This is a genomic window from Streptomyces sp. NPDC058257 (assembly GCF_042881845.1).
Classification (GTDB): domain Bacteria; phylum Actinomycetota; class Actinomycetes; order Streptomycetales; family Streptomycetaceae; genus Streptomyces.
The window spans coordinates 180,148-199,412 of sequence record NZ_JBHVXJ010000001.1; the positions used below are offsets into that span (position 1 = coordinate 180,148).

Sequence of the window (19,265 nt, forward strand, 5' to 3'; positions counted from 1 at the left end):
TCCGGTTCGGATTCATAGGGTGAGTCACATGACCCCCTTCTCCTCCGCAGAACCCGGGGCGCACGACGTGCCCGGCGCGCATGACCCGCGTGCCGTGCGGGTCGATGTCGTCCTGCCCTGTCTCGACGAGGCCGCCGCACTGCCCTGGGTCCTGGAACGCGTCCCCGACGAGTGGCGGGCCGTCGTCGTCGACAACGGCTCCACCGATGGTTCGCCGGACATCGCCCGCGCCCTGGGCGCCACCGTCGTGCACGAGCGGCGGCGCGGCTTCGGGGCCGCCTGCCACGCGGGCCTCACCGCGTCCGACGCGGACATCGTGTGCTTCTGCGACTGCGACGCCTCCCTCGATCCGGGGCTGCTGCGGACGTTCGTACGCAGGGTGATGGACGGCGAGGCGGATCTGGTCGTCGGACGGCGCCGCCCCCAGGGACGCGGCGCCTGGCCGCCGCACGCCCGCGCGGGCAACCTGGCGCTCACCCGGATGCTGCGGCGGCGTACCGGCGTACGCCTGCACGATCTGGGCCCGATGCGGGCGGCGCGGCGCGAGGGGCTGCTCGGGCTGGGCCTGACCGACCGGCGCAGCGGCTACCCGCTGCAGATGGTCGTGCGGGCGGCCGACGCCGGCTGGCGGATCGAGGAGCGGGACGTGCCGTATCTGCCGCGCGCCGGGAAGTCGAAGGTCACGGGGACGTGGCTCGGGACGTGGCACGCGGTGCGCGACATGCGGGCCGTGCTCGCGGAACCACCATGGGCGGTTCCTGACAGCCGCGTCGCCCCTGACGGTCCCGTCGAACCTGTCAGTCTCGGAGACTCCGCCGGTTCCGTCGGCCCGATCGATCCCGTCGATCCCGTCGCCCCTGACGGTGCCGTCGAACCTGTCGGTCCCGGCGACCCTGTCGGTCCCGGCGACCCTGTCGGTCCCGGCGACCCTGTCGGTCCCGGCGACCCTGTCGGTCCCGGCGACCCTGTCGGTCCCGGCGACTCCGCCGGTCCCGTCGGCCCGGTAGATCCCGTCGATCCCGTCGACCCTGCCGGTCCCGGCGACCCTGACAGCCCCGGCAACTCCGCCGGTTCCGTCGGCCCGGTCGATCCCGTCGATCCCGTCGCCCCCGTCGACCCCGCGGGGCGAGCGCCGGGCGGTGCCGCGTGACCGCGTACGGGACGACGACCTTGCTCGTCATCGCCAAGGAGCCGCTGCCGGGACGGGTGAAGACCCGCCTCACCCCGCCCTACTCCCCCCAGGAGGCCGCCGGTCTCGCCGCGGCCTCGCTCGCCGACACCCTCGGCACCGTCCTGGCGGCGCCCGCCCACCGACGCGTCCTGGTCCTGGACGGGCGGCCGGGCCCCTGGCTGCCTTCCGGCATCGAGGTGGTGCCCCAGTGCGCGGGCGGCCTGGACGAACGGCTCGCCGCGGCGTTCGCAGGCTGCTCGGGGCCGACCCTCCTGGTCGGCATGGACACCCCCCAGATCACCCCCGGCCTGCTCGCCCCCGCACTCGGCCCCGACGCCTGGCAGGACTGCGACGCCTGGTTCGGCCCCGCCGTCGACGGCGGCTTCTGGGCACTGGGCCTCGCCGAGCCCGATCCGCGGCTGCTGCGCGGCGTTCCCATGTCGAGGCCCGACACCGGCGCCCTGCAACGGGCCCGGCTCACCGGCGCCGGGCTGAGGGTCCGGGAGCTGCCCCGGCTGCGTGACGTCGACACGGCCGACGACGCGGGGAGGGTCGCCGTCGCCGCGCCGGACAGCCGGTTCGCCGCCGCGCTCGCCCGCCTCGCGACGCCGGCCGGGCGCACGGGCGCGGGCGGCGGCCGATGAGCACCGCGCCGCCGGACACGGCCCTGCCAAGGACCGGCCGAGCGGCCGCCCCTTGGCGTGCGGATCCGTACACCAACGCCCTGCGCAACGGCCACGGCCCTCTGTTCCTGCGCCGCAGCGACGGCTGGCTGCTGCCTCTGGACGTAGAACGCTGGTGTGCGCGTGCCGACGCGGCGGATCTGTCCGCGTTGCGCCGCTGCGAGGGCAGTGTCCTCGACATCGGCTGCGGGCCCGGCCGCCTGGTGGCGGGTGCCGCCGAGCGAGGCCACCGCGTCCTGGGGGTCGATGTCAGCCAGGCGGCCGTCGACCACACGCTCCGGCTCGGCGGCACCGCGCTGCTCCGCTCCGTCTTCGACGCGCTGCCGGGCGAGGGCCGCTGGGGGACCGCCCTGCTCATCGACGGCAACGTGGGGATCGGCGGCGACCCGGCCGCACTGCTCGCGCGCATCGCCCAACTCCTCACACCTGACGGTCTGTTGATCGTCGAGACCGCGCCGATGGACGTCGACGAGCGGGTTCAGGTGCACGTGGACGACGGGCACGGCGCCCTGGGCGAGCTGTTCCCCTGGGCCCGCCTCGGCAGCCCCGCCCTGCTGCGCCACGCCCGTCCGCTCGGCTGGCACCCGGCCGATCAGTGGACCGCCGGCGGCCGTTCCTTCCTCGCCCTGCGCCGCGTCTGAAGAATCCGGCACAGGGCGGATCCCGCGAACAACAGGCCCGTGACGGTCAGCCAGCGGACGAGGAAGTCACCGGCCGGGAGCCCCGTGGCGGACTCATAGCGCTCCACCTGTCCGGTGATGAGCGGGAACCAGACCAGCAACAGCATCCCGGACAGGAAGACCGGAACACGCACGAAGTTGATCAGCTCCCCGCGGTTCCGCCGCCTCTCGGCGGCGGCCCGCAGCACCCGGTCCGCGAGTGCGTACGCGGGCACGAACAGCAGATCGTGCACCAGCGCGGCACCGACGAACCAGACCGCGATCATCAGCCAGTCACCGCTCAGCAGGCGCACCCCCGCGTATCCGGCGAGCGTGAACGAGGCCAGCAGCACGATGAGCTGCAGCGGCCCCTCGCCGTACCACCGGCTCAATCGGCGTGTCGGACCGCTCATCACAGCTCCCCGAAGGTCAGACGGGACACCCACTTGGTGTTGAGCACGCCGGGCGCGGCCGGAACGATGATCCGTGCCGGGTATCCGTGGTCCGGCGACAGGTCCTGCCCGTTCACCCGCAGCGCGAGCAGAGAGCGCGGGTCGCGCACCTGGTTGTCGCGCAACGCGGCCTTACGGAAGGCCCCGTGCCGCTGCAAGGACTCCACGAGGACCCCCGGCGGGTCTTCCTCGAACCCGGCAAGGACGGCGAGGTCCCGCAGCCGTACCCCGCGCCACCGCTGATCCGACGTCGACCAGCCCTCGACGCAGGCGATGGGCAACGTGGCACTGTGCAAAGGGAGTTGGAGCAGATCGGTGCGGGACAGGCTGACCTCGCGGTGTGGTCCGCTGACGACCAGCCGCCACAGGTCACCCGTGTCCCGCGGCTCGACGCCCACCTTCGCGGCCGTCTTGTTGATCTGAAAGCCGTTCGCGCCGCTCCCCGGATCGCCGCCGCCGTGCGGCGCGAACAGCGCGGTGCGGCGCAGAGGCCCGTCCACCGTCTGCCCCACCGTCGTCACGAACAGCAGGGCGGAACCCGCACCGACCATGCCCAGCGCTCCCCGCCGCGACAGGGTCGGCTCCGCGGGCCGGGGCGCCACCAAGCCCCCTTCGTCGATTTCGTCGACCGGCTCGGGACGCGGGTCACGCAGCCGTGCGCGCCACCCGGGCTCTCGCAGAACGCGTACGGCCTGGGGCAGGCGCAGCACGGCATGGGCCGCGAACGCGGCGAAGAACACCCAGGCTCCGTAGAAGTGCAGCGGGTAGAACGAGCCGGGGAAGAGGTACTCCAGCTGGACGTTGAGGACGCCGGTGACGAATTCGAAGAGAGCGCCGCCGACAAGGAGGAGCAGCGACACCCGCTCCAGGGCGTGCCCGATCGACCGCGCGGGAGGCAGCGTGAAGAGCTTCGGGAGCACCGACCACAGTTTCGCGAGCAGCACCGGGATCAGCGTGACGCCGACCGTGACGTGCAGGCCCTGGTTGAGGCGGTAGAGCCAGTGCGGGTCGGTCGGCCAGGCGAAGAGATAGAAGCCGAGGAGGCCCTTGTCGGGTGTCTTGTCGTTGACGGGTGACAGGTTCGGGTTGTACGCGGCGTACGACAGCAGGCCGGTCACGAACAGCACAGTGATACCGACCAGCAGAACGACGCCGAGCACCGAGGTGAGCCAGGGCCCACGCAGCGGACTGCGCCAGAAACCGGGGTCGGCAGGAGAGGTCACACGTGGTGCGGGGGGCATGGACCGACCGTATGCCGGACCCTGTCCCCCAGCGGGCTCATGACTCATGACGAAACGCTGACGTCGCCCCTCGGAGCCCCGTCAACCGCTCCACCTGCGCCTACCGTGCAGACGTGAGCACCACAGAGCGCACCGACCGCATCGAGCGCACCGGCCGCCGCCGCGACCTGGCCGCGGCGGGGATCGCGGCGCTGCTCGTCGCCGCGGCCGTCGTCATCGGCACCTCGATCGAGCACGCGGACGGCACCCTGCACCTCAACTGGCCACCCCTGTACGCCCGATGGGACCCGCACGTCGGTCCTGGCACGCCCGCCGCGCTCGTGGTCGCCGCCGCGGTGATCGCGTACGCCCCCGCGCTCGCCGCCCGGCTCTCCTGGCGGCCCCTCCTCCTCACCGCCTGGGCCGCGTCCATGGCCTGGATCTGGTCGCTCGCGCTGATCGATGGACCACACCGGGGCGTGACCGAGCGGCTCACCACCAAGTACGAATACCTCCAGGTCGTCGACCGCTTCAAGGACATCCCGGCAACCTTGCGGGACTTCACCCGGCACATCCTCATCGACTCCCCCGACCACTGGCCCGCCCATACCGCGGGCCATCCGCCGGGCGCCACTCTCACGTTCGTCCTCCTCGACCGCGTCGGCCTGGGCGGCGGCGCCTGGGCCGGGGCCTTCTGCATCACCGTGGGCAGCACCGCCGTGGCGGCCGTCCTGATCACCGTGCGCACCCTGGCCGACGAGGCGACCGCACGCCGGGCGGCGCCCTTCCTCGTCCTGGCACCGGCGGCCATCTGGGTCGGAGTCTCCGCGGACGGCTACTTCGCCGCCGTCACGGCCTGGACGATCGCCCTGCTCGCCCTCGCGGCGACGCGCGCGGTCCGCTCCCCCGGCGCCGCGGCACTCGGCTCGGGCCTGCTGTTCGGCCTCGTCTGCTACCTCTCGTACGGCCTGGTCCTGTTCGCCCTCGTCGGCGCCGCCGTCCTGCTGATCACGCGCACCCCGCGCCCGCTCCCGCTCGTCCTCGCCGGAGCGGCGGTCACCCCGATCGCCTTCACCCTCGCGGGCTTCAGCTGGTGGGAGGCGTACCACCTGCTCGTCGAGCGCTACTACCAGGGGGCGGGCGGCATCAGACCCTACGGCTACTTCGTCTGGGCCAATCTCGCCTGCACGGTGCTGGTCACCGGCCTCGCGACGGTGGCGGCCCTGCGCAGGACGGCGGCCACCGCTCCCGGCACGTTTCGCCGCCTGCGCACCGGCCGGACCACGCCCGCCGACCGGTTGACCGTGCTCGTCCTGACCGTCCTCCTCGCCCTCCTCGCCGCCGACCTCTCCGGAATGAGCAAGGCGGAAACGGAACGCATCTGGCTGCCGTTCGCCACGTTCCTGACAGCGGCGACGGCGCTCCTGCCGACGGCGGGCCGGCGCTACTGGCTCACCGCACAGGCCGTACTCGCCCTCGCGATCAACCACGTGCTGTTCACGGGCTGGTGATCCCTACGAGGTGCTCCGCGCGGGGCGCGGCGTGTACGCGGTCCAGTGGGTGTCCGGCATCTGGTGCGGGATCCAGTCGCGCGCGTACCGGGGCCGCCGATGTCCCCCGGGAACGAGTACGGCGAAGGGCTCCCGTGCGGCGCGGTCGAGCAGCGCCCTGCGAGTGATCGAGCGATTGTTCCCGTGCAGTTCGGCCGACGCGCAGCCCGCGTCGTAGGCCACGGGCAGGGCATGTCCACCGGCGATCAGGCACGGCGGACGCAGTCCGAGGGAGTGCAGGGCGTGCGCGGTGACCTGGTACTTCCGCGAGACCGCGTGGACTTGGGCGGTGACGCTTGGCAACAGCACCGCCTGACCGGCGAGTTGCAGGCACACGGCAAGGGTGATCGCGGTGATGACGGGCACCGGGCGACGGGCGGCGGATACGACGCGGGTCGCGAGTGCGGCGACGGGGAGGCTCAGGAGGGCGTAGGCGGGCAGCAGGAACCGCGGGGCCGAGTAGGTGAGCAGGAAGAGGTACGGGAAGCCGAGCGCGAGGGCGCAGAGCAGCGGCAGGATGGTGGGGGTGAGAGGCCGGGTCCTTCGGTCGTGCACGGCGACGAGGAGGGCGAGGGCCGCGAGGAGGGGTAACGCGAGCCACCACAGGGTGAGTTCGGGGTGGGTCAGCGGGACATGGCAGGGGCGGCACAGTTGTGGACCGTTGAGGCTGTGCCAGGCATTGACCGTGTTGACGTGGAAGGACGTGCCGCCCTCGGTGGCACTTGAGCGGTGCAGGCGGCCGGTGATCCCCCCGAACCGCGTGTATGCCTCCGCGACCCACTGGGCGGCGCCGAGCGCCAGGCCGCCGAGGAGGAACGGCAGCGCACGCCGACGGGCGCGGAAGCACAGTGCGGTGATCAGCAGGGGCAGAGCCAGCCAGCCCGCGTCGGGCAGCCGGACCAGGGCGGTGGCCAGAAGGACGGCCGCGAGCCACCGACGTGCGCGGGGTCCGTCGGAGGCGCGCAGGAACCAGCCGACGACGGCGACGGCGCCGAAGGCGACCCACAGGTTGGGCATGGCCTCGGAGCCCGCGAGCTGGGCGCTCCACAGTCCCGCGAAGAGCAGCGCGGCCAGGGCCGTGGTGGCGTCTCCAAGGAGAGGACGCCAGGTGCGGAAGGCGGTGTAGAGGGCCGCGGTGGTCAGCACGACGAGGACGAGACGCAGGGCGAGGACCGAGCCGGTGGCGGCCACCACGGGTGCGGCAAGGAAGCTGATGCCCCGGGAGCGCGGGGCGCTGAAGTAGGCGGCCGGGTTGCGCGGATCGAGCTGGGATACGTAGACGGTCTCGTCCCAGCCGAGCGCGTGGCCGGTGTGCGGTACGACGAGCACGAGTTGGACGGCGGCGTAGGCGCAGGCGACAAGACCGAGCCAGGGTGCCCGCCGACGGCGGCGGGCACCGGTGGGCTCAGTCGGGTGCCGCTCCACGACAACGGTTGCGGTCATGCGCCCCCCCTGCTGGTGACGTTCCCCGGTGGTGCCGGGTGGTGGGCTCAGTCGATGGCCGGAACACGGACGGGACGAGGGCGGCTCTTCTTGAGGCGGCGCACAAGTCGCCGGGCGTGGGCGGCCAGACGTGCCCGGGTGCGCTGCCAGGCGCGTCGGTGGCGGGTCGCCGCAAGTTCGGTGAGCAGGAGTTCGTAGCGGCGCACGATGCGTTCGGCGTCGAAGCGGTGGGCGCTCTCCACGGCCGCCGCTCCCAGGGCGCGGCGGCGGGGCCTGTCGTCGATCAGTTCCAGGAGGGCGTCGGCCAGGGCCTTGGCGTCGCCGGTGGGTACGAGGCGTCCGTCGACGCCGTCGCGGATGATCTCGGCGGGGCCCAGGGGGCAGTCGGTGCTGACCACCGCCACGCCGCAGCGCATCGCTTCGACCAGGGTCATGCCGAAGGACTCGGCGTCGGAGGCGGAGGCGACGATCGACGCCTGGGCGAATTCCGCCTCGATCGGGGCCATCGGCCCCATCAGCGCGACATGCTCGCCAAGAGCGTGGCTGTGGATGAGCCGCTGCAGCGCTTCCTTCTCCGTGCCGCCGCCGTAGATGCGCAGGCGCCAGTCGGGGCGTTTGGGGGCGACGTCGGCGAATGCCTCGATGAGCAGGTCGAACCGTTTGCCGCGGACCAGCCGCCCGGCCGCGGCCACGACGTTGGCCGTGTGGTCGGCGGAGGCGACGGCCTGGTCGGGAACGATGTTGGGGATGGACAGGACGCGGACGCCCGGCAGGGCCAATCGTGCGCGGTAGGTCGCGGCATCGGCCTCGGTGGTGGTGACGACCGCGTCGAGCGTGCGGTAGTGACGGGCGAGTACCCGGCGCAGCTTCTTGCTGTGCGCGTCGTGCCGCAGGTGCTCCTGGGCGATGCGCAGGGCGCGGCGCGGTGCGAAGAGAGCCAGGTAGACATTGAGTCCGGGCCGCGTACCGATGATCACATCGGCGTCGCTGGCCGCCAGGTAGTCGCGCGCCCGCAGGTCGTGCAGCCGGGTGTACTGGTGGTGGCGCCGGTCGGCCGGAGGGAAGTCGCGGGCCGGTTCGGCGAATGCCGGGTGCTGTCCGTCGGCTGTGCCGATCCGGGTGTCCACCAGCGGCACGAGCCTCACCCGCGGGTCCACGGTGAAGCGCGGCGTCTCCCGGTGGCGCATCAGCGAGGCGATCTCGACGTCGTGGTCGTCCGCGAGCGCCGACGCGAGGTTGAGCGTGGTGCGGATGGTGCCGCCGATGGCATAGGCGTTGTGCAGCAGGAACGCGATCTTCATGCGGGAACCTTCCCCCTTCGGCGGCGCCCGGCGGGCCACTGGCGATGGCGACACGCTGGCGGAAAGGGGTAAGGGCGCATCCTGGCCCAGGTGAGAGGGAGGTAAGAATCCCCTCCGGTGTCGGCCGCGTTCACTCCCAGGTGTTGGCACACTCCTTGATGTGGCCCACACCCTGCTGCTCGCCGAGGACGACCGAGCCATCCGCCAGGCCCTCAAGCGCGCACTGACCCTTGAGGGCTACGACGTGACGGCCGTTGACGACGGCGTCCAGGCGCTGGCCCAGGGGCATCTGCGGTGCCCCGACGTGCTGGTCCTCGACGTGATGATGCCGGGCATCGACGGGCTGCAGGTGTGCCGGGTGCTGCGCGCGGAGGGCGACCGTACGCCGATCCTGATGCTCACCGCCCGGGTGGAGACCGCGGACCGGATCGCGGGCCTGGACGCGGGCGCCGACGACTATGTGGCCAAGCCCTTCGACGTCGAGGAGGTCTTCGCCCGGCTGCGGGCCCTGCTGCGCCGGACGGGTCCCCGGCCGGCGGGCGGGACACCCCCCGGGGACACTCTCGCGGTGGCGGATCTGCGGATCGACGGACAGGCGCGGCGGGCCTGGCGAGGCGATCGCGAACTGGAGCTGACCCGCACCGAGTTCGACCTCATCGAACTCCTCGCCCGCAACAGCGGGATCGTCCTCGACCACCCGACGATCTACGACCGGATCTGGGGCTACGACTTGGCCCCGGATCCAAGAATCTCGCCGTCTATGTCGGCTATCTGCGCCGCAAGATCGACACCCCGGACGTGCCCGCCCTGATCCATACGGTGCGGGGCGTCGGCTACGTCCTGAGAGAGGCGTGAGGTGCGCGTCATCCCCTCCAGTCTGCGCACCACGTTCGCCGTACTGTTCGCCACCGTGGCCGTGGCCGTGACGCTGACGGTGGGCTTCCTCAGCTATGACGCGGCGGCCCATCTGGTGCGGGTGGAGGAGCAGGAGGTGTTCGACGAAGTCGTCCATGATCTGCGGGGCCAGGTCCACCAGCGGGAACTGACCGCGCTCGACTACGCCTCCGTGGATCCGGACCACGACGGCCCACGCGACGACCTGACCCGCAGCACGCGCACCGACGTACAGGTCCTGGGCCCCACGGGCGAGATCACCGACCGTGGCTCCCCGCCGCTGCCGGTGCGGGGTACCGACCGACGGATCGCTTCCTCGCATGAGGCGGGGGCCGTGTCCCGAAGGAACATCGACCTCGGGGACGGCCGGTACCGCCTCGCCACCGTCTCGCTCGGCGGCGGACGCGGCGCCGTGCAGGTCGCGCGGGAGTTCAGCGACACCGAAGACCTCTTGGAGGAGCTGCAGCGGCGCACCGCGCTCCTCGCCGCGGCGGTGATCGGGGCGTCAGCACTCGCCGGCTGGTGGCTGGCCCGGCGGATCACCGGGCGCCTCGTGCGGTTGACCGCCGCCGCACAGCGCGTGGCGGAGACCGGCAACCTCCAGGCCGGGGTACCCGTCGCGGGGCGGGACGAGGTGGCCCGTCTCGGCCACTCCTTCGACCGCATGCTCGACCGTCTCGCCCAGTCGGTGGAGGATCAGCGCCGCCTGGTCCAGGACGCCGGGCACGAGCTGCGGACCCCGCTCACTTCGCTGCGTACGAACATCGCGCTCCTCGCCCGTATCGATGAACTGCCCGCCACCGCGCGCGAGGAGCTGATCGCCGACTTGTCCGGGGAGGCACGCGAGCTCACCGAACTCGTCAACGAGCTGGTGGACCTCGCGGCAGGCGCGCACGACGACGAGCCGTCGCGCGAGATCGTCCTCGCCGAGATCGCCGAGGACGTCGCCGTGATCGCCCGGCGGCGTACCGCGCGCACCGTCACCGTCGATGCGGACAGTACGCTCGTCATGGGACGCGCGGGCGCGCTGCAACGGGCGGTGTCCAATCTGGTCGACAACGCCGCCAAGTTCGACCCCGGTGGCACCGGCCCCATCGAGATCACCGTCGTACGCGGCCGTGTCACGGTCCTCGACCGGGGCCTCGGCCTCACGCTTGAGGACCGCAGCCGCGTCTTCGACCGCTTCTACCGGGCCCCGGCCGCGCGCGGTCTGCCCGGGTCCGGCCTCGGCCTGTCCATCGTGCGCGAAGTCGCCGACACGCACGGCGGGACGGTCTTCGCCGAGGAACGCCCGGGCGGCGGCGCGGCCATCGGGTTCACCGTTGCCACCGTCCGTGGTCAGGGCCAGGGACGGGAAGGGGCGCAGTGATCATGACGTGGCCGCACAGGGCTCACGCCGAACGCGCACGCGAATCACCCGGTTCGCGGCCGTCTTCTGCAGCAGCCCGTACGCCAGGACCGGCAGGAGCAGATGCGGCTTGTCGGGCAGCGCGGTGGTCAGCAGGACGGCGCTCGCACTGCTGTTGTTCATTCCGCAGGCGAGGGTGAGCGAGGAGGCCACCGGAGCGTCCAGGCGCAGAACGCGGGCCGTGAGACGGCCCAGGGCGAAGGAGAACGCGCACACCAGCGCGGCCACCGCGACGGCCGCCACGAGGAGCAGCGGGCGCGGCCGGGCCAGGAACGAGCCCAGCGCGCCACTGGCATTGACGTAGGTCAAAAGAAGCGAGCCCACGAGCGCCACGGGCACGACGGTGGCCGAGAGCCGCTCGGCCCACCGCACCGGCAACGAGCAGCGGCACAACACGCCCGCCGCGCACGGCAGTACCACCGCCATGAGGGTGAATCCGCTGTCCAGGCTCCGTCCGGCCTGCGCCAGTGTGCTCGCGTAGCCGCCCTTGAGCAGCGGGGCCAGCGCCCTCACGACCAGCGGGATGGTGAGGGGGCTGACCAGGGTGGAGAGCAGGACCAGGCCCACCATGACGGGTTGGTCGCCCTGCCCCTTGCCGGCCCAGACCGTGGCGCCCGCGGCGACCGGCATCGCCACGACGAGAATCATCGCGGTGACCAGACCGCTGCCTCCGTCGGTGTCCGGGGAGCCGCGCAGCAGGAACACGAGCGGCGGGATGATCAGCAGTGGGGCCACGACGTGCAGGGTGATCCCGGCCAGCAGGATGCTCGGCCGGCGCAGCAGGCGCCCCAACGAGCGGACCGGTACCTGGATTCCCGCCGAGAACAGCACCAACGCCAGCAGGGACGCGGTGGTGTGCAGGTGCGGCCGGTGTCCGTGGCCGAGCGGCAGGGCGTGCGGGTGGCGCAGCCATTCGCCCGGGCCCGGCAGAAGCAGCGCGGCGAGATAGGCGAGGCACACGGCCGTGCCGAGGCGTCGGCGCAGCATGCCGGTGACCCGGTCGCATCGGGAGTCCATGCCCCTCATGTTCCGCACTCCGGTCACGGTGTGGGGCATGTGCCACACGGCAGTCAGGAACCGTTCAGGATCCCGGTGACAGCGTCGGCCGCATGACATCCGAAAGCACCCAGGAACCGTTCCCGATCGATACGAAGGCGACGTCCTTCGCACGGCGCCCGCGCTGGAACAAGGTTCCCGAAGTCACCGTCTACTTCTGGATCATCAAGATCCTCTGCACCACGGTCGGTGAGACCGCCGCCGATCTCCTCAACGAGAAGCTGGGACTCGGCCTGACCGGCGTCTCGCTGTTGATGAGTGCCCTGCTGGCGGTCGTACTCATCGCCCAGTTCCGTACGAACGCCTACCGCGCGGGCGTCTACTGGACGGCGGTCGCCCTGATCAGCATCGTCGGCACCCTGATCAGCGACAACCTCACCGACAACATGGGGGTGCCCCTGGAGACGAGCACGACGGTGTTCGCTCTCGGCCTCACCGCCGTCTTCGCGCTCTGGTACCGCAGCGAGCGCAGCCTCTCCATCCGCAGCGTCGACACCGTCCGCCGTGAGTCCTTCTACTGGCTCGCGGTCCTGTTCACCTTCGCCCTCGGCACCGCCGCCGGAGATCTGGTCGCCGAGCGGCTGGCCCTCGGTTACTGGCTGTCCGCGGTGCTGTTCGCCCTGGCCATCGCCGCCGTCGCCGTCGCCCGCGTCACGCTCGGTCTGAACGCCGTGTGGAGCTTCTGGATCGCCTACGTCCTGACCCGCCCGCTCGGCGCCTCCGCCGGGGACTATCTCTCGCAGCCCACGGGGGACGGCGGGCTCGGCCTCGGCACGGTGGTGACGAGCGTGCTGTTCCTCGCGGTGATCCTCGCCCTGGTCGTCTTTCTGGCGACGACACGCAAGGACGTCGCCGAGCCGGAACCGCGCGGCGACGTCTGAGACGGGCTCTTCTCGGTCATGCGGGCGGCAGCCCGAGGACGAACCGGGCCCCGGGGGTGTGCCCCGCGTCGTGGTGCACCTCCCCGCCCGCGGAGCGGGCCAGGCGCCGTGCGAGCGGCAGGCCGAGGCCCGCTCCGTCGTGTCCGTCACCGGGATCGGCACGGCGGCCGGGCACGAAGAGCTCCTCGACGAAGGACGGCGGCACCCCGGGGCCGTCGTCGGTGACGGCGACGCGTACGCCGTCGGGTGCGCGGCCGACGTGCACCGTCACGTGCGTACGGGCGTACCGAACGGCGTTGGCGAGCAGCGGGCTGACGGCACGTTCGAGCAGGGCGGTGGTGACTCCCGCATCCACGAGCGGGACCTCCTCGGTGACGGTGAGCGTCAAGTGCCCTTCGTGGCCGAGCTGTTCGGTCAGGCCGCGCAGAGCGGGCAGCACTCGTACCGTGCCGGGTGTGGCGGGCGTGTTCTCCCGGGCGTCGCGCAGGAGGGTGTCGCAGATGGTGTTCATGGCTGCGGCGGACCGGGCGATGACGTCATGGACGGTCAGGGTGTCGGCGGCGGTGCGGGGGCGGGATTGCCACCAGTCCAGCTCGGCGATGATGCGGCTGAGCGGGGTACGCAGCTCGTGCGAGAGCTCCGCGGTGAGTTGCCGCTCATGGCGGAGCAGGGTCCGGATGCGGTCCAGGAGGGCGTCCAACGACGCTCCGAGCAGGGCGAGTTCGTCCGGGCGGTCCGGGGAGCCGAAGCGTTCCCCCGAAGTGACGGCACTCCACTGGGTGGCCTGTTCGGTCATGGTGCCCACGGGGCGCAGCGCGCGGCCCACGGCCAGCCGGGTCAGTGTGTAGGTGCAGGCGAGCATCACGGCGTCCAGGACGAGTGATCCGCTGAGCAAGGTGTCCGCCGAGCTTCGGTAGGGAGCCAGGTCCAGGGCCGTGACGATCATGGCGTCGGCGGCGGGGCCGGGCAGCCGCCGCGAGCAGAGGCGGATGGAACCGTCGCCTCCCGTGGTGGCGCAGCCGCGCCCGCCGTCGGTGGCGAGTTCGCGGGCGGCACGCGTCGTAGGGCTTGCCGCGGTGACGTTGGGGGGCTGTTCGGCCAGGCGTGCGCCGTCGTAGATCCATACGTTGCTGTCGAGGAGTTCGTCGTGGGCGCCTTCGTGGACGCTCACGCGAGGGCCTTTGGTGTCGACGGTGGTGGCGACGGCCGCGGCCCGCGTGCGCAGTTCGTCGTCCGCCTGGCGCATCAGGTGCCGGCGGACGACCGTGTTGAAGGCGACCGTGAGGATCACGATCAGGAGCGTGGCCGCGGTGAGGGCCACCAGGGACAGGCGTCCGCGCAGGGTGCGGGGCAGGAGGCGCGACGGGAGAGCGGTCATGACAGGCGGTGGCCGACGCCGCGGGCCGTGCCGATGGCCAGTGTGCTGCCCGCGTCGCGCAGTTTGCGGCGCAGGCGGGTCAGGTACTGGTCGAGGGTGTTGTCACTGACCCGGGCGCCGTCCGGCCAGCCCGCCCTGATCAGTTCACGGCGGGTCACGACGGCCCCGGACGCGGCCATCAGGGCGGCGAGGAGTCGGAACTCCGTCGGTGTCAGGGCGATCTCGACCTTTCCCAGAGTGCAACGATGGCGTACGGCGTCCAGGCTCAGGTCACCGCTGGTCACGGGGTGTACGGGTGCCGCGCGCTTGAGGGCCGCCCGGAGCCTGGCCATCAGTTCGGCGAGGTGGAACGGCTTGGGCAGATAGTCGTCACCGCCCGCCGAGAACCCGGCCAACCGGTCCGTCAACCGGTGACGGGCCGTGAGGAAGATGATGGGGAAGGCCAGTCCGTTCGCGCGCATCGCCTGGCACACGTCCCGGCCGTCCGCGTCGGGCAGGCCGACGTCGAGCAGGGCGGCGGCGATGTCGCCGGTCGCGAGTCTCAGCGCGGTGGCGCCGTCCGGGGCGGGCAGCGGATCGAAGTCCTCGTCGCGCAGGCCGCGCAGCAGCACGTCCCGCAACGCGTGATCGTCCTCAGCGACCAGGATCTTGCGCTTCATGGCCCTCCATCGGGTGCGGTGCCGCTCGCGGCGCGTACGGGATGAGCCGCTCGGGCAGCCACCAGGCCGCGGCGCACAGGCACAGCCCCAGCCAGCCGACGGCGAACAGCCAGCCGCCGACCACATCGGTGAACCAGTGCACCGCCAGGTCGGCTCGGGTCAGTCCGACGAGAAGCCCCCAGCATGCGACCACGACCGTCAGGAATGTCCTGCCGCGCGGCGCGCGCAGTTGTACGGCAATGATCAGGAGACCTGCCGTGAGGGTGGCCGTCGTCGTGTGACCGGAGGGGAACGCCCACCCGGAGGCGTGCGTCGCCCAGTCCGCGTGCGGCGGGCGGGGCCGCTGGATGAGGCTCATCGTGCCGAAGCGCAGCGCCTGTCCCGCCGCGAGACAGACGAGACCGAGCACGGCCCCCCACGCTCTGCGGCGCGCCGTGCGCCCCACCAACAGCCCCGCCAGCACGACGAGGACGTACGGGACGACTCCTGTACCGGTGTGGGTCACACCGCGGGCGAGGGCGACGAGCGCGTCCGGCCGGTGTCCGACGGACCATGCGAGCACGTCGTCGTCCATCGCGAACGGGTCGCCGTCACGGCCGATCAGGACCATGGCCAGGACGCCGAAGGCCACCCATGCGCCCAGGCCGAGGAGGCCGGCCAACTCGGCGGTCTCCCTGCGTTTCATGACGCGATCAGCAGCGGGCGCAGTGGAGACGCGGTCAGGCGCCGGGCGAGGGACGACGGCCGTCGGCGCAGCAGGAGCATGCAGGTGGTGGCGACCAAGGCACCGACGAGGGCCCCGGCCAGGACATCGTGCGGGTAGTGCGCCCCCACCCACACCCGCGACACCGCCATGGCACAGGCGGCGACGGCCGCGATGGCGCCGATTTCGCGCGAGACGAACCACAGCGCGACCGCGACCGCGACCGCGAGCGTCGCGTGGTTGCTCGGGAAGGACCAGTCCCCCCGCACCGGGCACGCCTCGATGGTGGCCAGGTGCAGACTCGTGCAGGGCCTGTCCTCGCGCGCCACCGACTTCACGACGGTGGAGACGCCGAAAGCCAGGACGGCCACGATCGGGGTGGCCAGCGCCGACATCGCGGCCTCGGCGCTCACGCGGCGCGCCCGCCACCAGCACAGGGCCATGAGGAGCGCGAAGAGGACGAGTCCGTACGACGACCAGAGCGACACCGCGCTGTCGAGCCAACCGGGCGTGCGAGCCGCCATGTGGACCACATCCGTGTACGCGGGTCCGTCGATCGATGCCCCGTCGAAGCCTGTCGTCATCCCTGGCCTCTTTCGTCTGCGTCACGACTGTCGCGATCGACTACAATTCTGTAGACGGTCTACTCGACTGTAGACGATAGCGGGGTGAGGAACGTTCCCATGAGCCACCCAGACGACGAGCGCCGCCCGTCCGGTGAGCTGGAAGCCGCGGTCATGGCCGCCCTGTGGGCCTCCGACGGGCCGCGCACCCCGGGACAGGTGCAGGGCGAACTCGCGGGCGATCTGGCCCGGACCACGGTGACAACGATCTTGACCCGCCTGTTCGAGAAGGGCGTCGTCGGCCGCGAGCGTCAGGGCCGCGGCTTCGCCTACTTCCCGGTGCAGGACGCCCCAGGGCTGACGGCACGGCGCATGCACACGGAACTCGACCGGGAGAGCGACCGCGAGTCGGCACTCGCCCGGTTCGTCGACCAACTCGATCCCGACGACGAGCAGTTGCTGCGCCAGCTCCTTGAGGGCGACACATCATGATCACACTGGCGCTGCTCCTGATCACGCTGGCGGTGCCGTTCGCGGCGGCGCCCCTGGCACGGCGCACCGTGCAACGCCTGGCCCCCGCCAGCGCGCTGCGCGTCCTCACCACCAGCTCGCTCGCCCTGGCGGGCGCCTCGGTGATCGCACTCGGCACGCTCGTCCTCACCGGCCTGCTCATGCTCCCGGGCCTCGCCACGCTCGGCGAACTCATCCGCCCCCTGCGCGCACCCTCGGCCCTCCTCGTACTCCCGGTGGCCGCCGCCGCCACCGGGATACTCACCCTCAGCGCCTGGAAACTGGGACGCTCCACCCTGCGCCAACTGCACGACTTCCGCTCGGCGACCAGCGAGGCCGACCGCCGCCCCACCGCGGGCGACCTGTGTGTCGTCGATTCGCCGCACCCCGACGCCTACGCCCTGCCCGGCCGCACGCAGCGCATCGTCGTCACCACAGCGATGCTGCGCAGCCTCGACGCGGCCGAGCGCGAGGCACTGTTCGCCCACGAACGAGCCCACAACCGGGGCCATCACCACCGCTTCCTCGCCACGGCCGAACTGACGGCCCACTGCCACCCCGCGCTGGGCCCGATGCGCACCGCCATCCGCCTAGCCGTCGAACGAGCCGCCGACGAATCCGCCGCGCGGGCGACAGGCGACCGGCGGCTGACCGCACGCGCCATCGCCCGCGCCGCCCTCGTCAGCCACGCCACCCGCTCCGGCCGCCCAGGATTCGCCCCGGCGGCGACCTCGGGCCCCGTCCCGCAGCGCGTCGCCGCCCTGCTCTCCCCCGCCCCGGCCCGCTCACGCACCGCGCCTTGGATCGCCGCCCTCCTCGCCGTATGCGCGGCCGTCTCCGTCGCGGCCGGGGCGACCGGGGCGATCGCCTTTCACCACGAGGTCGAGGTCGCACAGGGCGAAGTGCCCCGCTGACGGAGTATCCACTCACCTGCTGCGGCCCCGCCTGCCGCCGACACTCGCCGCCGACTCACCGGCTGCCGCTCGGGCCCCACCCCGCGCCGGAGCTACTCGCCTCCGGTGAACATGTTGACCAGGCCGTGCGGTGTGCTGTCGCCGAAGAGGAGATCGTGAAGCTCGTTGCCGTCATGGGCGGCCGCGGCGCTGCGGGGGAACAGCGCCTGCTCGTACGCGGTGAGCGCGCTCTCGACGTCATCGGGGTGCTCGGCATCATCGGGGTGCTCGGCGATCGCCTTGCCGAGTTCGGCGCCCGTACGACCACGCGCTCTTCGGCCCCGGAGCTGAGCACCCCGGATCATCCTTCCGTGGGCTCACTCCGATGTCCCGGTTCAGTGACAGGGCGGAACCGGCCCGCCGAGGGGCCGTACGTTGTCTCGACATGAGACCCCGTACAGCCGTGATCGGCAGCGGCCCCGCCGGCCTTGCCTTCGCCCGCGTCATGCACCGTCACGGTCACCCCGTCACCGTCCTGGAACGCGATCCCGCCCGGGACGCCCGTCCCCCGGGCGGCACGCTGGACCTGCACGAGGGTCTTGGCCAGCTGGCGTTGGCGAAGGCGGGGGTACTTGCCGAGTTCCAGGCGCTGTCCCGTCCCGAGGGACAGGCCATGCGGATTCTGGACACGGACGGAACCGTCCTGCGCGACTGGCGGCCCGGTCCGGGTGAGCGGGCCAATCCCGAGATCGACCGCGGGCGACTCCGCGATCTGTTGCTCGGGCCTCTGGACGTTCAGTGGGGGCGGGACGTGACGGAGGTGGTGCCGGACGGCCGCGATGGAGTGCTGATCCATTTCGCGGACGGGCGGCAGGAGACGTTCGACCTCGTGATCGGCGCGGACGGCGCCTGGTCCCGGGTCCGCCCGGCCCTCTCGTCCGTGACACCGCAGTACACCGGCGTCACCATGGTCGAGACCTCCCTGGACGACGTCGACACCCGCCACCCCGACCTCGCCCGGCTGGTCGGCGACGGTTCCGTGGCCGTGTACGGCGTGAACCGCGGGCTCGTCGCCCAGCGCAACAGCGGCGGCCACGTCAAGGTGTACGCACAGTTCCGCGTGGAGCTGGACCGGCACACGACGCCGGACCGGCAGACGGGCCTGAACCAGCGCGCGGGCCAGGACCGGTGCGCGGACCTGGATCCGGCCGATGCCGAGGCCGTGCGATCAAGCCTGCTGACCCTGTTCGACGGCTGGGCCGCTCCCGTCCTGGACCTCCTGCGCCACGGCACCACTTTCGTCCAACGCCCCCTCTACACCCTTCCCGTCTCCCACACCTGGGACCACGTGTATGGGCTGACGCTCCTTGGCGACGCCGCCCACCTGATGCCCCCGCTGGGGGCCGGCGCGAACCTCGCGTTGCTGGAAGGCGCCGAACTCGCCGAGTCCATCGCCGCCGCCGACCCGGGAGAGCTGGACGAGGCCGTCCGCGCTTTCGAGGAAAAGATGTGGGCACGGGCCGACAGGTGGACGAAGATCACGACGGCCGGTCTGGAACGCCTCGTGAGCCCGGACCCCTCCCAGGCTCTCGCCCTCTTCGACGAGGTCCAGCCTTCCTGACCGGTGCGACGTGACGGATACCGAGAGGCGGCTGCGGCGGATGGGGCGGGTCCCTGAAGCGGCGGGGCGGGGCGTGGTTCTGTGCATGTCCGCACCTTAGGAAACACCGAGTCCCCCTGTGATCAGGGGCGGTGGTTCAACTGGATACGATCAACGACCACATCGGGCGAGGCGGGGAAGAGGAAGCAGCGGTGACGGGGGAAAGCCGGGCGGGTCGGTT

17 protein-coding genes and 3 pseudogenes are annotated in these 19,265 nt (G+C 72.2%); 10 read left to right on the forward strand and 10 right to left on the reverse strand.

The genetic code is table 11. The features are described from left to right. Window positions 1-28: 28 nt before the first annotated feature. The 3 genes and pseudogenes from ACFVXC_RS00765 to ACFVXC_RS00775 form a co-directional block, all read left to right on the forward strand. Window positions 29-766 (forward strand): annotated as a pseudogene (locus tag ACFVXC_RS00765) (glycosyltransferase family 2 protein); the annotation flags it as partial. Window positions 767-1,146: 380 nt separating this feature from the next. Then, window positions 1,147-1,815 (forward strand): DUF2064 domain-containing protein, encoded by a 669-nt coding sequence (locus tag ACFVXC_RS00770; RefSeq protein ID WP_389900263.1) that lies wholly within the window; start codon window positions 1,147-1,149, stop codon window positions 1,813-1,815. After that, window positions 1,812-2,495, forward strand: a complete 684-nt coding sequence (locus ACFVXC_RS00775) for a class I SAM-dependent methyltransferase (RefSeq protein WP_389900264.1) — start codon at window positions 1,812-1,814, stop codon at window positions 2,493-2,495. The genes ACFVXC_RS00770 and ACFVXC_RS00775 overlap by 4 nt, the downstream gene beginning before the upstream one ends. On the opposite strand, the gene ACFVXC_RS00780 is transcribed toward ACFVXC_RS00775, so the two are convergent. After that, entirely contained in the window at window positions 2,447-2,926 is a 480-nt protein-coding gene (locus tag ACFVXC_RS00780; protein WP_389900265.1) for a hypothetical protein, read from the reverse strand. The genes ACFVXC_RS00775 and ACFVXC_RS00780 overlap by 49 nt on opposite strands. Beyond that, on the reverse strand, window positions 2,926-4,206 hold the full coding sequence (locus ACFVXC_RS00785; protein ID WP_389900266.1) for a molybdopterin-dependent oxidoreductase: 1,281 nt from the start codon (window positions 4,204-4,206) through the stop codon (window positions 2,926-2,928). Before ACFVXC_RS00785 ends, ACFVXC_RS00780 begins: the two co-directional genes overlap by 1 nt. Before the next feature lie 113 nt (window positions 4,207-4,319). Between ACFVXC_RS00785 and ACFVXC_RS00790 the strand changes: the two genes are divergently transcribed. Beyond that, window positions 4,320-5,696: a hypothetical protein gene (locus tag ACFVXC_RS00790; protein WP_389900267.1), complete on the forward strand. Its 1,377-nt coding sequence runs from the start codon at window positions 4,320-4,322 to the stop codon at window positions 5,694-5,696. 3 nt (window positions 5,697-5,699) lie between these two features. On the opposite strand, the gene ACFVXC_RS00795 is transcribed toward ACFVXC_RS00790, so the two are convergent. Both ACFVXC_RS00795 and ACFVXC_RS00800 read right to left on the reverse strand, forming a co-directional pair. Continuing rightward, window positions 5,700-7,178 carry a hypothetical protein gene (locus tag ACFVXC_RS00795; RefSeq protein ID WP_389900268.1) on the reverse strand — a complete coding sequence of 493 codons (1,479 nt, stop codon included), beginning with the start codon at window positions 7,176-7,178 and terminating at the stop codon, window positions 5,700-5,702. 47 nt (window positions 7,179-7,225) lie between these two features. After that, entirely contained in the window at window positions 7,226-8,479 is a 1,254-nt protein-coding gene (locus ACFVXC_RS00800) for a glycosyltransferase family 4 protein (protein ID WP_389900269.1), read from the reverse strand. Window positions 8,480-8,639: 160 nt separating this feature from the next. Between ACFVXC_RS00800 and ACFVXC_RS00805 the strand changes: the two are divergent. Both ACFVXC_RS00805 and ACFVXC_RS00810 read left to right on the forward strand, forming a co-directional pair. Continuing rightward, window positions 8,640-9,334 (forward strand): annotated as a pseudogene (locus ACFVXC_RS00805) (response regulator transcription factor). Between the two features lies 1 nt (window position 9,335). Continuing rightward, window positions 9,336-10,742: an ATP-binding protein gene (locus ACFVXC_RS00810; RefSeq protein ID WP_389900270.1), complete on the forward strand. Its 1,407-nt coding sequence runs from the start codon at window positions 9,336-9,338 to the stop codon at window positions 10,740-10,742. Here ACFVXC_RS00810 and ACFVXC_RS00815 read toward each other — a convergent pair whose 3' ends face one another. Continuing rightward, a complete protein-coding gene (locus ACFVXC_RS00815) occupies window positions 10,743-11,798 on the reverse strand; it encodes a sodium-dependent transporter (protein ID WP_389900271.1) in 1,056 nt (351 codons plus the stop codon). Window positions 11,799-11,890: 92 nt separating this feature from the next. Between ACFVXC_RS00815 and ACFVXC_RS00820 the strand changes: the two genes are divergently transcribed. Then, complete coding sequence (locus tag ACFVXC_RS00820) at window positions 11,891-12,718, forward strand: hypothetical protein (protein WP_389900272.1); 828 nt, start codon at window positions 11,891-11,893, stop codon at window positions 12,716-12,718. 16 nt (window positions 12,719-12,734) lie between these two features. On the opposite strand, the gene ACFVXC_RS00825 is transcribed toward ACFVXC_RS00820, so the two are convergent. Genes ACFVXC_RS00825 through ACFVXC_RS00840 form a run of 4 tightly spaced genes read right to left on the reverse strand, consistent with a single transcriptional unit; the run spans window position 12,735 to window position 16,042 of the window. Further along, the gene (locus tag ACFVXC_RS00825; RefSeq protein ID WP_389900273.1) at window positions 12,735-14,096 is read right to left on the reverse strand and encodes a sensor histidine kinase; all 1,362 of its coding nucleotides are present in this window, start codon (window positions 14,094-14,096) and stop codon (window positions 12,735-12,737) included. Next, the gene (locus ACFVXC_RS00830) at window positions 14,093-14,755 is read right to left on the reverse strand and encodes a response regulator transcription factor (RefSeq protein WP_389900274.1); all 663 of its coding nucleotides are present in this window, start codon (window positions 14,753-14,755) and stop codon (window positions 14,093-14,095) included. Before ACFVXC_RS00830 ends, ACFVXC_RS00825 begins: the two co-directional genes overlap by 4 nt. Then, entirely contained in the window at window positions 14,730-15,440 is a 711-nt protein-coding gene (locus ACFVXC_RS00835) for a phosphatase PAP2 family protein (RefSeq protein WP_389900275.1), read from the reverse strand. The genes ACFVXC_RS00830 and ACFVXC_RS00835 overlap by 26 nt, the downstream gene beginning before the upstream one ends. Then, window positions 15,437-16,042 carry a phosphatase PAP2 family protein gene (locus tag ACFVXC_RS00840; RefSeq protein WP_389900276.1) on the reverse strand — a complete coding sequence of 202 codons (606 nt, stop codon included), beginning with the start codon at window positions 16,040-16,042 and terminating at the stop codon, window positions 15,437-15,439. Before ACFVXC_RS00840 ends, ACFVXC_RS00835 begins: the two co-directional genes overlap by 4 nt. A 99-nt stretch (window positions 16,043-16,141) precedes the next feature. Here ACFVXC_RS00840 and ACFVXC_RS00845 point away from each other — a divergent pair, with 99 nt between their 5' ends. Further along, window positions 16,142-16,513 carry a BlaI/MecI/CopY family transcriptional regulator gene (locus ACFVXC_RS00845; RefSeq protein ID WP_389900277.1) on the forward strand — a complete coding sequence of 124 codons (372 nt, stop codon included), beginning with the start codon at window positions 16,142-16,144 and terminating at the stop codon, window positions 16,511-16,513. Continuing rightward, a complete protein-coding gene (locus ACFVXC_RS00850; RefSeq protein WP_389900278.1) occupies window positions 16,510-17,445 on the forward strand; it encodes a M56 family metallopeptidase in 936 nt (311 codons plus the stop codon). Before ACFVXC_RS00845 ends, ACFVXC_RS00850 begins: the two co-directional genes overlap by 4 nt. Window positions 17,446-17,537: 92 nt before the next feature. Here ACFVXC_RS00850 and ACFVXC_RS00855 read toward each other — a convergent pair. Then, window positions 17,538-17,741, reverse strand: a pseudogene (locus ACFVXC_RS00855) (FAD-dependent monooxygenase); the annotation flags it as partial. 128 nt (window positions 17,742-17,869) lie between these two features. Here ACFVXC_RS00855 and ACFVXC_RS00860 point away from each other — a divergent pair. Continuing rightward, window positions 17,870-19,045, forward strand: coding sequence for an FAD-dependent oxidoreductase (locus ACFVXC_RS00860; protein WP_389900279.1), 1,176 nt, complete (start codon window positions 17,870-17,872; stop codon window positions 19,043-19,045). Window positions 19,046-19,265 lie beyond the last annotated feature (220 nt).

Excerpts from the sequence above, each read along its gene's own strand:
- ACFVXC_RS00775 (WP_389900264.1), top strand. The coding sequence starts at position 1,812 with ATGAGCACCGCGCCGCCGGACACGGCCCTGCCAAGGACCGGCCGAGCG.
- ACFVXC_RS00780 (WP_389900265.1), bottom strand. The coding sequence starts at position 2,926 with ATGAGCGGTCCGACACGCCGATTGAGCCGGTGGTACGGCGAGGGGCCG.
- ACFVXC_RS00785 (WP_389900266.1), bottom strand. The coding sequence starts at position 4,206 with ATGCCCCCCGCACCACGTGTGACCTCTCCTGCCGACCCCGGTTTCTGG.
- ACFVXC_RS00795 (WP_389900268.1), bottom strand. The coding sequence starts at position 7,178 with ATGACCGCAACCGTTGTCGTGGAGCGGCACCCGACTGAGCCCACCGGT.
- ACFVXC_RS00800 (WP_389900269.1), bottom strand. The coding sequence starts at position 8,479 with ATGAAGATCGCGTTCCTGCTGCACAACGCCTATGCCATCGGCGGCACC.
- ACFVXC_RS00815 (WP_389900271.1), bottom strand. The coding sequence starts at position 11,798 with ATGGACTCCCGATGCGACCGGGTCACCGGCATGCTGCGCCGACGCCTC.
- ACFVXC_RS00820 (WP_389900272.1), top strand. The coding sequence starts at position 11,891 with ATGACATCCGAAAGCACCCAGGAACCGTTCCCGATCGATACGAAGGCG.
- ACFVXC_RS00825 (WP_389900273.1), bottom strand. The coding sequence starts at position 14,096 with ATGACCGCTCTCCCGTCGCGCCTCCTGCCCCGCACCCTGCGCGGACGC.
- ACFVXC_RS00830 (WP_389900274.1), bottom strand. The coding sequence starts at position 14,755 with ATGAAGCGCAAGATCCTGGTCGCTGAGGACGATCACGCGTTGCGGGAC.
- ACFVXC_RS00835 (WP_389900275.1), bottom strand. The coding sequence starts at position 15,440 with ATGAAACGCAGGGAGACCGCCGAGTTGGCCGGCCTCCTCGGCCTGGGC.
- ACFVXC_RS00840 (WP_389900276.1), bottom strand. The coding sequence starts at position 16,042 with ATGACGACAGGCTTCGACGGGGCATCGATCGACGGACCCGCGTACACG.
- ACFVXC_RS00845 (WP_389900277.1), top strand. The coding sequence starts at position 16,142 with ATGAGCCACCCAGACGACGAGCGCCGCCCGTCCGGTGAGCTGGAAGCC.
- ACFVXC_RS00850 (WP_389900278.1), top strand. The coding sequence starts at position 16,510 with ATGATCACACTGGCGCTGCTCCTGATCACGCTGGCGGTGCCGTTCGCG.
- ACFVXC_RS00860 (WP_389900279.1), top strand. The coding sequence starts at position 17,870 with ATGAGACCCCGTACAGCCGTGATCGGCAGCGGCCCCGCCGGCCTTGCC.